The 12,743-nt window shown below is 66.8% G+C and carries 9 protein-coding genes; 2 read left to right on the top strand and 7 right to left on the bottom strand.

Going from position 1 to position 12,743, the window contains the following annotated elements; genetic code table 11:
- The gene (locus tag BST38_RS21990; protein WP_083145605.1) at positions 1-990 is read left to right on the top strand and encodes a hypothetical protein; all 990 of its coding nucleotides are present in this window, start codon (positions 1-3) and stop codon (positions 988-990) included.
- Positions 991-1,190: 200 nt separating this feature from the next.
- Here the strand turns inward: BST38_RS21990 and BST38_RS21985 are convergent, their stop codons facing one another.
- The 5 genes from BST38_RS21985 to BST38_RS21965 form a co-directional block, all read right to left on the bottom strand.
- On the bottom strand, positions 1,191-2,849 hold the full coding sequence (locus BST38_RS21985; RefSeq protein WP_083145604.1) for a nuclease-related domain-containing DEAD/DEAH box helicase: 1,659 nt from the start codon (positions 2,847-2,849) through the stop codon (positions 1,191-1,193).
- 70 nt (positions 2,850-2,919) lie between these two features.
- A complete protein-coding gene (locus BST38_RS21980; RefSeq protein ID WP_083145603.1) occupies positions 2,920-5,157 on the bottom strand; it encodes a S15 peptidase family protein in 2,238 nt (745 codons plus the stop codon).
- A 107-nt stretch (positions 5,158-5,264) separates the two neighbouring features.
- A complete protein-coding gene (locus BST38_RS21975) occupies positions 5,265-6,068 on the bottom strand; it encodes a hypothetical protein (RefSeq protein ID WP_083145602.1) in 804 nt (267 codons plus the stop codon).
- 200 nt (positions 6,069-6,268) lie between these two features.
- Positions 6,269-7,294, bottom strand: a complete 1,026-nt coding sequence (locus tag BST38_RS21970; RefSeq protein ID WP_083145601.1) for a patatin-like phospholipase family protein — start codon at positions 7,292-7,294, stop codon at positions 6,269-6,271.
- Positions 7,295-7,462: 168 nt separating this feature from the next.
- On the bottom strand, positions 7,463-8,545 hold the full coding sequence (locus tag BST38_RS21965; protein ID WP_083145600.1) for a fatty acid desaturase family protein: 1,083 nt from the start codon (positions 8,543-8,545) through the stop codon (positions 7,463-7,465).
- 225 nt (positions 8,546-8,770) lie between these two features.
- Between BST38_RS21965 and BST38_RS21960 the strand changes: the two genes are divergently transcribed.
- Positions 8,771-11,296, top strand: a complete 2,526-nt coding sequence (locus BST38_RS21960; RefSeq protein ID WP_083145643.1) for an SEC-C domain-containing protein — start codon at positions 8,771-8,773, stop codon at positions 11,294-11,296.
- 36 nt (positions 11,297-11,332) lie between these two features.
- Here BST38_RS21960 and BST38_RS29710 read toward each other — a convergent pair whose 3' ends face one another.
- Together BST38_RS29710 and BST38_RS21955 are read right to left on the bottom strand one after the other, a co-directional pair.
- Positions 11,333-11,647, bottom strand: coding sequence for a hypothetical protein (locus BST38_RS29710; protein WP_237160878.1), 315 nt, complete (start codon positions 11,645-11,647; stop codon positions 11,333-11,335).
- A 4-nt stretch (positions 11,648-11,651) separates the two neighbouring features.
- Positions 11,652-12,437 (bottom strand): hypothetical protein, encoded by a 786-nt coding sequence (locus BST38_RS21955; RefSeq protein WP_237160877.1) that lies wholly within the window; start codon positions 12,435-12,437, stop codon positions 11,652-11,654.
- Positions 12,438-12,743 lie beyond the last annotated feature (306 nt).

Here is a 12,743-nt window from a genome sequence, read left to right as displayed (position 1 = left end):
GTGGCCCGTTCGCAGCCGAGCGACGGCTCAGTGTTCTGCGCCATCCTGTTGCTGCTTTTGGCGGTCGGGTTCGTGATCAAGTACATCTGGTGGTTCGTCGGCGGGGCGGTGCTGGTGGCCTTGTTCGCCGCCATCTACTGGATCACGAAGAAGATGGAAGAGGACCGCGAGCTGGAGGCCGACGAGGCCTACCACCGGGAGTTCGAGAGGACGCGTCAGGCCGAGCGGCAGAAGCTGTGGACGCTGCTCGGCGACAAGCGGGCCATCTATGGTGAGGACGGCGCCGCGGCGATGAACACGGTCGCCGACGCCCCGGACCTCGACGTGGATGACGACGCGGACGACGATCCGACGATCGCACGGCTGGCGACCACACCGACCGCGCTGGCCGCACTCGTGCGGGACAAGCCCCGAGGCTGGGAGCAGGCGGTGTTCGTGTCGGCCTTGGTGCAGCGGGCGGCACCGCTGCAGTCTCGGCTGCGCGACAGCGAACTAGGGTTCCCGATGCTGCTGAGTTCGGGCGGGGTGACGTTGTCCCCGCGGGCGTTCCGATACATGGCAGTGAGCATGGTCGACGAAATGCTCACCACGGTAAGGCAGTTGGACGCGTTCATGGCCGCACCGGCATTCATGGGGTCGTTCTCCGGGCGCAGCGACGAGGACGCGGATCCGGAGGCGATCAAGCACATCGCGAATCGCCTGATGGATTTCCTGGAGCAGTTCCTGGAACTGTCGGAACGCGCGCGAGCGCTGCACGTGCGGTCGGACTGTGCCGAGATCGCCGCCGACCTGGCACGGGTGCTCCACGGTCCGGTAGCGAGCATCCAGCAGTTCATCGCCGACTTCGTCGATGTCGTGAACGCACTCCCGCGGGTGCTCAAGCACGCGACCGGCCCGGTGGATCTGGGTTCGCTCGCGCTCTACCTGAGTGTCGACGACAAGCGGTTCAAGGGCATTATCAAGAGGCTGGACGCGATCAAGCAATCGTGAATGAGATAGACGCGGGCATAACACCGACCCTGTCTTTCCCCTTATCTCGGCGCTACTACCGACGGTAATGCGCCGGGGGCGGCTGCGGATCCATAACGCGGTGGATTCGACTGCGGGACCGCAGGAAAGGGCTGCCGGATCCCCAGGGGAATGTGTCGGCGCTTCCGAGCGAACAATGGCTTATCGGGACAAAACAGTTCTCAAGCATCGCCGATGTTGAGCCGACGCGCGAGATCTGGTCCCCCGACGTCGCGCAGGAATTCGGGGTCACCGCAGACGACGAGTTGGTCACGCGCGCGCGACAATCCGACGTACAGACGCTCCCGGGAGCGGTCGAACGCGGACTGTTCGTTGACCACCAGCACGACCGCGCGGCGTTCGAGACCTTTGAAGCCCAGGACGTGGCCGTAGAAGACCTGCTCGGCATCCCAGAAGCTGTCCCAGTACGCCGCACTGCCCGCGGCCTGACGCTCACGCTGCTCAGGGTGCCGACTGCCGGTGGTCAACAACGCGACATCCTCAGGGCGCCAACCCTGTTCGAGCAGCATCTCCACCTCGTCGTCGCCGACATCCATCGCCTCCGATGGTGAACAGGGCACGAACTTGACCGCGGGTCCTTCCCCGCCGAGAAACCGCATCGGGTGGTCCACCAGGGGTTGGAACGCATTGGCGATCTGGCGGGTGTTGCGCAGGTTGTGGTCCAGCACGAGTGGAACCAGCGGCACCGGCGGTGAGCCGTGACGGTTGAACACCCGCTGGCCCTCATCGGTGAAGACATAGAGCCCACCGGTCTCCTCGTCCTTCAACGCCGCGAGCAGTGGATCCCACCAGGCATCGGCGAAGTCCTGCGCCTCGTCCACAACGATCGCGTCGAACCGGTGCCCCTCGACGAGTTGCGTTGCCAGCTCAGTCATCTGGGAAGGCAGATCATGCTCCCAGAACTGGACGGTCGCCGCGGTCCGCAGGGACTCGTCGGGGCCGTCCGGGGCGCCCCAGCTCCTACCGAGATCGTGGAACTCCCCGACATAGGCGGGGCGGTGACGGCGGTTCCAGGTCTCGGTGATGCGCTCCAGATATGACGCCAGCCCGTGCGAGTAACACACCAACGCCACACGCAGGCCTCGCTGGGCCAGCCTGCGGGCCTGCTCCATCGCCAGGAACGTCTTGCCGCTGCCGGCACCACCGCGGACCTCGACGCGATGCAGCAGCCGGACGGCGTCGAGGATGACCGACTGATGCTCGGTGAGAACGTCGGCGGCATCCTCGTTCTCCAGCGCGCGGGAGACGACACTGCGTTGCGGCAGACCACGCCCGCTCAGCGACTCGCCGAGTTGCACGATTCCCGCCTGGGTCAGCACGGGCCGGTCGAGTTCCTGGCTGAGCAGGATGTGACGCAGTTTGGCGGCGATGTCGGCCAGATCGGTGCGATCGATCACCTTCCAGCGGGGACACTCGGGCAGCGCGAAGTCCTCGGGCAGGTCGGTAGTCGGTAAGACCACGACGTGGTCCCAGCGCAGCCTGCCCTGGGTCCAGCGGGGGTCGCTCTCCACGAAACTGCGCAGCGCGTAGCAGGCTTCACGGGCCTGACGGACCGGGTCGATCTCCACCTCGCGGCCGCGACGCTTCTGCCACCAGCTGTGCCCGTCGTGCCAGACCTCCCCGCCCTTGACCTCGATACAGACGATCCCCGCACCTTCGATCGCCACGAAGAAATCGATCTCGTGGTCCTTGAGATGGTCGGTGACCCGCTTGCCCGGGATGACGAGGTCACCGGGCTCAAGCTGATCGATCAGGGCCTGCCACACCTTGCGCTCGGCCCCGTTGGCCAGGCGCGGTGTCTCGGCCGCGGTGACGGTCATCGCGACGTCCTCCCCTCCGTCACCGGGGATGATATCCAGTGACCTGCTCGCGCTGTACCGCCCGCCGGTTCTACGCCGCGACGGTCTGGGCGGCCCCCGAGGCCGCCAGGGTGGGCAGGCGCACGCTGAGCTCGTCGATGGTGATCGCCCCGCCGGAGTAGAAGTTCAGGAACGCGAACGACGACGTCACGATCTGCACCGTCAGCGTCTGCCCCGGCGCGAGCGTGTGGGCGACCTGCTCCAGCGACACGGTCACGGTGTGCGAATTCCCGTCCAGTTGCACCGGGATCGGCGTGGTGTGGTTGCCCAGCACCAGACCGGTCTCGTCGTCGACGATCTGCGCCCACACGTGCTTGGCGGTGCCGGTGCCCGAATACGTGAGCGTCACCTCGGGGGCCCCGACGACGTGCGTCGTCGCACCGCCGACGTCCGAGGCCGCGGAAACCTTCAGGTTCACCGCGTTGACCGCCGGCGCTCCCGAGGGCAGACCGAGCAGCGTCGCGATCAGTCCGCGGGTGATGATCAACGGGTTGGGCCCCGACCCGCCGACGAACGGGAAGTACAGCATCGACTGGTCCTCGGTGCGCTGCGCGGTGATCGGCGTCAGGTCCTGCGGCGCGGGATAGGTGTCCGAGGAGTACCAGTCGCCGTGCTGGTCGACCCACTCGAACTGGGCGCCGGTGTCGATGTCCTCGCCCTTGACGTGGCGGTCGAGCCAGTCCAGGGTGCGGCCGACGACGACGTCACCGTTGTTGACGCTGCTCAGGCAGGTGCCGTGCCCGCCGCAGTACCAGACCACCTTGGTCGTCGTGCCGGCCGCGATGAGCGCCCTGGCGTTCAGGTCGGCCTGCGAGAGCGGCAGCAGGGTGTCCACCGTGCCCTGGATGAGCAGCGTCGGGGCGGTGATGTCGGCGAGACGGTCGGCGAAGTTCAGCGATTCGAACAGGTCCAGGTCGGACTGCGCCACCTTGCCGGTCAGCACGCCGGTGATGGTGGCCGGCAGCACCCGCTCGTTGGGCCGCGACAGCGTCAGGATCAGCGCGGCGCTCAGGATGTTCCCCCACCCGTTGCGGACCGCGCCATTGGGGAACAGCGAATGGGCCAGGCTGTTCCACGCAATGGTCGGCACGATCGCGTCGATACGGTGATCGATTGTCGCGGTGGACAATTGAATGCCGCCGCCGTAGGACGCGCCGACCATGCCGATCTTCGGGTCGCCGTTGACGGTCTGAACCTCGTCGAGGGTGGCGAGGTAGCTGATGATGTGCGAGACGTCGCGGCCCTCGAAATCCGGTGACTGCAACTGCATCTTGCCTTCGGAACGCCACTCGCCGCGCGGATCCCAGGTGACGACGTTGTAGCCGGCCGTGCGCAGCGCGCCGATGCCGATCACGTCGTCGGGCAGCAGGCTGTCGACGTCGAGTTCCAACGTCGTGGAGCCGGGCAGCGACACCCCGGGCCCGTTCAGGATGGTCGGGGCGCTCTCGCCGGCCTGCAGACCCTTGGCGGGCATGAAGTTCACGAAGATCCGGGTGCCGTCGAACGACGTCACGCGGAAGCTGCGCGCCCGCGGCGTGCCGGGTGGGGCGTCGTGGTCGATCGGGAAGCCGAACACCGGGTGCAGGACGTCGCCGATGAGTGGGATGTTGTGCAGCAGGCCGACCAGCGGGGTCATCACGTAGCGGCCGAACAGCGGGATCTGCTGCAGCCATTCCAGCGGCGGGGTCCATTCGGTGACGACGACGTCGGTCGGGATCGGGTAGTGCGGCGCGTCGGCGGTGGCCCGGTCGGAGGACGGTTCCTGGGTGGCCTCGCGGCCCGCCGCGGCGACGGAGGTCATCAGCGAGGTGATGGCGGGGGCGGTGGGAGTTTCGGGGGCTGGCGTGTCGTCTTCGGTGACAGCATCGGTACGGGTGAGCCGGGCGGTGACGACCTTGGCCGGCTGCACATCGGTCGGGTCCGGCTCTGCCGCAGACTCTTCGGCGTCCGGGTCGACGTCGGGCTCGTCGTCGACGGGTACGTCGGTCGTGTCCTCGACGTCGCGCTCGTCGGCGTTGTCTTCGGTTGATTTCTTGGTGTCGGCCGTCGAGGAGTCCCCTGGGTCCGCAGAGGGGCCGGCGTCGTCGTTTCCGGCGGACACCGACGCCGTCTCGCGGGCCGACGGCTTCGCGGACTGCGAGGACTGGGACTGCGATGCCCCGGTGTCGTCGTCGGCCGCCGCGGCGCCCGCACCGATCAGGACAGCTGCACCGATTCCCAATGCGACCGCGAGACCGCCGACCCGACCCACATATGTGCCTGCACGCATAGAGATCATGCTTACCGGTTTCGAGTGGACCGCTGTGGGCGTTCGGCCATTTCGGCGGCCGTTGGCCGGTCGCGGCGTCTCAGAGGGTGGTCACGGTTCTCCCGTCCTCACCCGCCCTCCCGGGCCCGTTCAATCTGGTTCTTGATCTCCCGGTATGCCTGCACACGCGCCATCACTGCGGCCGCAGCCGAATCGCTTGACGCCGCGGTAGGTGCCGCCTCGATGCCATACAGCATGCCGCTCAGCTTCCCATGCAGCTCGGCGCGCTGTTCGGCAATACGCGCATCATCGCGTTCCGCCTGAAGCGATTTGTCGATGAGTTGCGCTTCGGTGGCACACTTTTCGATCAGAGTCACCCGCTCGATCGCCGCACCTTCGAGGGCCGTGATCGTCGTCTTCGCCTCCGCCAAGATCTTCGTGTCGTCGGCGTTGGGCTTGTCCAGGGCCGCCAGCTTGCTCGTCACCGCCCGCAGGGCGTGTGCCTTCTCGAAGTTCTCCGTGATGCTCTTGATGTCGGCGCTGAAGTCCACCTCTCCGAGCCATCCCGCGCGAGCCGCTTCGGACACCTTGACCTTCTGCACCGCGCTCAATGTGGATTCCACGCGTGCCGCGTTCTGTTTGCCGAGGGTGTCGATACGCCGCTGCCTCGCCTTGCGCACACGTTCCTCGCGCTCGCGTTTCTCAGCGGCAGCCTGCTGTGCGCGCTCGACGCGCCGCCGTTCCTCTTCGGCGGCTCGGCGTTCATCCACCGCCACGGAGATGCGGTAGAAGATCCAGGTCAAGGCCGTCAACGCAACGATGACACCGAGGGCGATCCAGACCGGCTTCGGGACCACCGCGATGAGGACGATGACGACGAAGATGACGCCGCCGACAACGCTGGAGCCGTCCGACGAACTTTTTCTGCTCATCGGCAGATCACCGTGCCACCGGAGACCGGTCGTTGCTCGCCACGTCTCAGATAGTCAGCATCATTCATCGACACAGTTCCCCACCCGCTTTACGGTGCCGCCCCCTGACAGCGCTCTCCGCCAAGGCTAGATGGCGCCTACGACAGATTGCCGGCAAACTACGCTTCCGCCGAGCCGGCGATACTGAGGACTGTTGGGCGTCACGTCGCGTCGTGCGCGCTGCGGAAGCGCCGCAGGTACGCCGGCCAATCCCAGCTCCTCAGAAACTCGGTGGCCGCCGCGTAGCCCTTGTCGTAGAGCGCGTCGGCCTCGGCTCGGGTGATGTCGAAGTCCAGGACGCCGACGTCGGTGGAGTCCACCTGGATGGCGCGCACCTTCACCCAAGGCTGGCTGAGGTGAGTCTGGTCGTGGCCGACCAACATCGTGGTGAGCAGGCTTTCCAGCAGCGTCGGCCCATTCCAGGGCAACCGGAGGCCGGGTATCAGCTGTTGGACGGTCGGGGCGGGCAGGTAGGGCACCACCGTCACGCCGAACGTCGGCCAGCGGGGTACGGCGCCGTCGGGTCGGTCGAAGGTGTCGATCGGGAAGTTCGACAGCACCCCGCCGTCGACCAGTGTGAACGATTGGCCGGCAGCATCTTTCAGCGTGACAGGCGGGAACAGAAACGGTATCGCCATGGAGGCGCGGACCGCGTCGGCGACCGATTGCTCATCGGGGTCCAACCCGTAGAGGCGTCGGTAGTCCCAGGGGAGCCGCACCAGCTGACCCGTCGTCAGGTCGGCCACGGTGACCACCAACCGATACCGCCGCTCGGACGGCAGGTGGTCGTCGTCGACGGCCAGGTCGCCGAAGGTGCTGACATCGAGATTCTTGAGTTCGCCGCGGATCCAGTCATGGGCGAAGTCGCCACGGTAGAGGCCGGTCCCCCGCGCCAGACCCCAGGCGGTGCCGACCAGCGGGATGCGCTCGATCGGGCCGCTGTCGCGGAACCTGCGGTAGGGCACACTCACGGCGATCTCGCGCAGCTGGTCGGCGCTGATCCCGCCGGCCTGAGTAGCAGCCGCCACGACCGCCCCGACCAGCGAGCCCGCCGAGGTGCCCGAGATGCGTTCGATCCCGTAGCCGGCGTCGCACAGCGCACCGACGGCACCGACCAGTCCGATGCCTTTGACGCCCCCGCCGGACAGCACCAGATCTGCGCGACGGGGGTTTCGTTTTCCAGCCATCACTCCAGCGTGACACGTTCGCTCGGCCCCGCGGGGTGAGCGGGCCAAAACGCCGACACCCTGGGCCAATAGCCACGCACGGATCCCCAGCTCAGGACCGTCTGACCACCCAGGAAATGACGGCAGCGGTAGCCCGGCGCGCGAAGTCGTTACGTACTGCGCGCGGTGTCAGCGTGCGGTCAAAAGACCGTCGGGGACCGCGAGCTTGTGGATGGTCCGCTGCGTCCGGAAGTACTGGCGCGGGAACGATCCGGTGTTGTACGGCAGGTCGTACTTCTCGCACAGTTCCCGCACGCGGACGCTGACTTGGGCGAGGCGGTTGCTTGGCAGGTCAGGGAACAGGTGGTGTTCGATCTGATAGCACAGGTGACCGCCCGAGAAGGCCAGCAGCGGGCCGGCTTTGAAGTTCGCCGCCCCGAGCATCTGTCGCAGATACCACTCGCCTTTGGTCTCGCCGTCGAGCACTGCCGGGTCGAATGTCTCTGCGCCGTCGGGGATGTGCCCGCAGATGATGTTCACATACACCCACACGTTGCGGAGTAGATTCGCGGTGAGGTTGGCGGCGAGAGTTCGACGCCAACGTCGAAGACTCAAGGCCGGCAGAACCACATAGTCCTTGCTCAATTGGCGGACGGCCTTGGCGAGGAACTTCCGCTCCTGCACGGCGACGGCAGCGGGCGTCTCGCCCCGGTCCCGCTCCGAGCGCAGGCCGTGCAGGGCGATCCCCCATTCGAACATCGCTGCCAGCACCAGGTTTCGCACCGGGGTCGATAGGTAGATCCGACGCCACGGCTGCTCCGGCGTCACCCGCAGCCAGCGATAGCCGATGTCCTCGTCCATGCCGAGCACATTGCTGAAGACGTGATGCCGATAGTTGTGCGAGTACCGCCATTGCGCTGACGACCCCACCATGTCCCACTCCCAGTTGCTGGAGTGGATCTCCGGGTCGTTCATCCAGTCCCACTGGCCGTGGGAGATGTTGTGGCCGAGCTCCATGTTCTCGACGGATTTCGCGTAGGCCAACGATGCGGTGCCCAGTACCCACCCGGTCTTCGACCGGCTGGTGGCGATCAGCAGGCGCGCCCCGACGTCGAGCGCGCGCTGGAAGGCGATCGTACGACGGATGTACGCCGCGTCCTGTGTCCCGAGCGACTCCTCGACGTCACGGCGAATCGCGTCGAGTTCGTCGGCGATCGCATCGATGTCTTGCTTGCTGAGATGGGTGTAGTCGGAGACATCGGCGATCGCCATCGGGGGTTTCCTCGGGTGGGGTTGCGTAGATCGGTAGTCCAGCCACCGTCGGTATCAGCACAGCAGCCTAAGGCCTCGGGTCTCACAGCGGGCATCCAGGTTCGCATTCGGACGTACAAAGGTCGCGTGACCTGCACTGAAGCCCGGCGGGGCGAGGCGTCACCCAGCCCAGCGCGAGGTCACCGAGATCGCCGAGCGCCGGCGCAATCGCCTACCGTGGTCGGCGTGGCAGCACAGCTTGATCCCACCGACGCCCTCGCCCGCATCCTCAGTGAGCACGGCCCACTGCACGAGGACGACATCGCGCACCGGCTGAGCGAGGCAGGTATCCGGAATGCGGAGGATGTACTCCCGCACTTGTTGAACGAGATCAATTGTGCTGCAGTGCCATTAGCCGATGAGAGCTGGGTGTGGCTGCCCGCGCTGCTGGCCGGCCGGATATTCACGCACCGGGTCGACGCCCAGGAGATAGCGCACGACATCCTGCTCGTCACCCCGGACCTCGACCCGATCGCCCACCTCTGCGAGTTCGAGGAGTACGCGCAGCTGGCCGACGGCACCCCCGTCAGCGTCGCGTTACCGGCGTTCGACGATGGGGTGCTCGACGAGCGCGACGTCCCGCTGGACATGGTCGACGACGGCGGCGCGCTGGTCCTGCCGCCGGGCACGTTGCGCGGCCTCGGCCTCGCAGCAGGTGACCTGGTCGGTCTGAGGTTGACGCCTGCGGGACTCACCCTGTCGAAAGTGACCGCGGACCCGGCGCCGCAGGTAGGCGCCGCACTGGCGGCCACCCTGGACCCTGACGAGCCGACGCCGTTCGATTCCGCGGTGTGGAGCGCGTGTTCGGCGGATCCGACGCTGTTCACCGAGCCCGTGCCGCCGCTGTCGGAGATCGCCGACGACCACAACCTGGTGCGCCGCCTCGACGTGCTCGCCCCCGCAGGCTTCGACTACGACCGCTGGCGCTTCGAGCTGGACTGCGAGGTGATGAGCAAGCGGTACGACATCGACGAGGATGCCGCACTCGCCCTACGCACGCTGGTCACGGTCTACGAGCAGATGTCACAGCTGATCACGACGACTTTCTCTGACGAAGAAGAGGCACCCGACGAGGACGCGCCGGCGCCAACCACCGAGGGTTACCGGGAGCTGGTCGCCGAGTTCGGAGCCGAGCTCGCCGATCCGCATCTGGCTGAGGTGCTGGTAGCCGAAACACTGGGCCGCAACCCTGATGGCGCCGCGGCGCTGGGGTTGTTCGCCGAGACGCTGGAGCCGCAGGTGCCGCGCCGCGCCCGGGTCGCGTTCCGCTGGCTGCGCGCGGTGGCGCTGGAACGCATCGGCGATATCGAGGCGGCCGAGCGGGAGCTGCTGGCCGCCGAGACGATGGACACCGACTGGCCGTTGCCGCTGTACGACCTGGCCCGGATCGCCTCCGACCGCGGTGACGTCGAGCGCGGGTTGGCGTTGCTCCATCGGGCGGGTGCCGCGCCCGACGATCCGATGCTCTTGTTGCTGCGCAGCCATCGGGCCGAGGCGCGCCCCGATGTGGGCCGCAACGAACCGTGCTGGTGCGGGTCGGGGCGCAAGTACAAGAAGTGCCATCTCGGCAAGGAGGAGTTGTCGCTACCGGAGCGGGTGGGGTGGCTGTACGCGAAGGCCGCGCAGCATGCGGTGGCGGGCGAGTGGCGCGGCCTGATCGCCGAGCTGAACTATGAACGCACCCGACATCAGGATGCGTCCGACGAGATGGTCGACCCGCTGATCGTCGATGCTGCGCTGTGTGAAGGCGAAGTATTCGAAGACTTCCTGGTTGTTCGCGGCCCGCTGCTGCCCGATGACGAGCGGTCGCTGGCAGAGCAGTGGCTGCTGATCGAACGCTCGCTGTTCGAGGTCGAGGCGGTGAGTCCCGGTCTCGGGCTCACGGTGCGCGACGTCCGCACCGGCGACGTGCACGAGGTGCGGGAGCGCACCGCCAGCCGGCAGCTCAAGGCAGGACATCTGATCTGTACCCGGGTGTTACCGGTCGGCGACGGCACCGCGCAGCTCTTCGGCGGAGTGGAACCCGTTGCGCTGCATCAGCGCAGCGCGCTGATCGAGCTTCTCGACGAGGGACCTGACCCCGTGGAGATCGTCGCGTTCCTGAGCGCCCGGTTCGCTCCGCCGACGCTGACCAATACCGAGGGTGATCCGCTGATGATCTGTGAAGCGGTTGTCCGCGTGAGTGATTCGGCGCGGATCGAATCCGCGCTCGACGACACCTACGACAGGGTCGAGGACGCGGAGTTGCCGCAGTGGTTTGAGCATGTCACCACCGACGGCATGCAGCGGATCCGCGCGACGGTGGTGCTCGACGGGGACACGCTGCGGGTGGAGACCAACAGCGAGGAACGGATGAACCGGGTGCTGGCCACGCTTAAGCGCCTCGATCCCGAGATGCGGATCGTCGACGACATCCGCGAACTGATGGACGACCCACGCGAGATGGCAGCGAAGATGCCGGTAACCGCTCAGGGCGCGGTGGACACGGACGATCCGCATGTGGCCGCGCTGCTCGATGCGATGATCCTGGATTACGAGGCGAAGTGGCTCGACGAGTCGATTCCTGCGCTCGACGGGCACACTCCGCGCCAGGCTGCCGACGACCCGACCCGCCGGCCTGATCTGATCCGGCTACTCGACTCCTTCCCGACCGACGCAGGCCGGCACGCGATGAATGCGGATCGGCTCAGGGCGGCGCTGGGGCTGGAGTAAGCCGAGCTCGCGTGGACGACAGTTGACGACCCGCGTCTATCCCGCGACGCTCAACCCGTCACCCATCTGGCTCTCATCGAGGGCGGCCAGGGCCTCTGCAGTCAAGCCGTCACGGATCCCGCTGCGCTGGTGCGCGAACGGGATGAATGCCCGCAGGAGGGCGGGTACCTCGAGGAGGACCTTTAACGAGTGGTCGTGGAGCGTCGACGATTCGAGCACATGCTCGACGCGCCGGGCGCTCCACCGCAGGGGGTCCCTCGTCCCGGATTCCATGAGGTCCGTCAACAGCAGCAGGTGGTCACGGCGATCGAAGCCTGCGCCGGCCTCGCATGCGAAGAACTCGTCGGCCAACTCCCTACCCGATCCCCATGCCGAACCCGACCACTGGTACCCGTCGCCGCCCTCCCGGCATATGACCGACCAGCCATCGCACCAGCGGACGGCAACCAGGCCACGTCGCAGTCTTTCGGAAGACGAACTTCTGCTGCAGGCTGCGTTCGATCCACGCCCGCGCATCAGCGAGGCTCATGTCCACGGTGGTGAAGTCAGCATTGGAGCTTCGCCGCACGTGGATGTCGATCGCGTCCACCCAGAGGTCTGCATCGACGATCTCGGAGTCTTCGAGGTGCTCCATCCGGATCACGCAGGTCGCTTCCCGCCCGTCGGCGAGGCGGGCACCGATCCAGAGCTCGTCGAAATCTCCGAGCACATATGAGTGACGCACCGCCCGATGAACCTCGACCTCGCGGAGCCCGGCGACCCACGGCGGTAGCGGCCCCTGGTACGCGTCTAGCGCCACCCGATAGCGCTGCTGCAGCTCCTGGTCGTCCAACAGCTCACTGAACAGCGCGACGAGCAACGCGCTCTCGGAATGGGGAGCGTTGAGGAAATTCTGGAGGAGGTGACCGAAGTCTACTGAAGTGCGTTGATCAGACCGCCAATTCGAGAACGGGTCTGGCTTCGCCGCCTCGACTTTCTCGCTCGCGAACATCAAGAGACCCCACGGGTTCTCCATCGCGAACGAGATCAGCGACCGATCATCGGGAGGCGGCTCGGGGACGGCATCCACCCGGCGCTTCTTTGCACGACGCGCATCGCGTCGCGCCTGCTTCATCTTGCGGTTCCTACGTCCGTCACTCATGACGCGGACGCTACGCACGAGCGCCGACATGTCGGCACACTCCGAGAGGTTCTTTCAGGAGCGTCTCGCAAGGGCCGATTACGGCACGGTGTCGGCCGCGCGAAGAGGCACGACGGTGAAGCGCCTCGACCTCGTCGTCGGATCCAATGGCGCGGGCAAGTCCTCCCCGACTCCAAGAACCGGCAGCGCTACCAACGGTTGTGGGAGTTGGTCGCCACCGCGGCGGGTCGGGCGGACGAGGCAACGTTCTACGACAACAGCGCGATCCGGGGTCCGCGTATCGTCGCTCAGCTCGCTACCGGCATT

The organism is Mycolicibacterium parafortuitum, assembly GCF_002086815.1.
In the GTDB taxonomy this organism is placed as follows: Bacteria; Actinomycetota; Actinomycetes; order Mycobacteriales; family Mycobacteriaceae; genus Mycobacterium; species Mycobacterium parafortuitum.
This window is presented reverse-complemented; position numbering and strand designations above follow the sequence as displayed.

What these genes read in the sequence shown, in the direction of transcription:
- BST38_RS21985 (WP_083145604.1), bottom strand. Translation starts at nt 2,849, where the DNA reads ATGACCGTCACCGCGGCCGAGACACCGCGCCTGGCCAACGGGGCCGAG.
- BST38_RS21980 (WP_083145603.1), bottom strand. Translation starts at nt 5,157, where the DNA reads ATGCGTGCAGGCACATATGTGGGTCGGGTCGGCGGTCTCGCGGTCGCA.
- BST38_RS21975 (WP_083145602.1), bottom strand. Translation starts at nt 6,068, where the DNA reads ATGAGCAGAAAAAGTTCGTCGGACGGCTCCAGCGTTGTCGGCGGCGTC.
- BST38_RS21970 (WP_083145601.1), bottom strand. Translation starts at nt 7,294, where the DNA reads ATGGCTGGAAAACGAAACCCCCGTCGCGCAGATCTGGTGCTGTCCGGC.
- BST38_RS21965 (WP_083145600.1), bottom strand. Translation starts at nt 8,545, where the DNA reads ATGGCGATCGCCGATGTCTCCGACTACACCCATCTCAGCAAGCAAGAC.
- BST38_RS21955 (WP_237160877.1), bottom strand. Translation starts at nt 12,437, where the DNA reads ATGAGTGACGGACGTAGGAACCGCAAGATGAAGCAGGCGCGACGCGAT.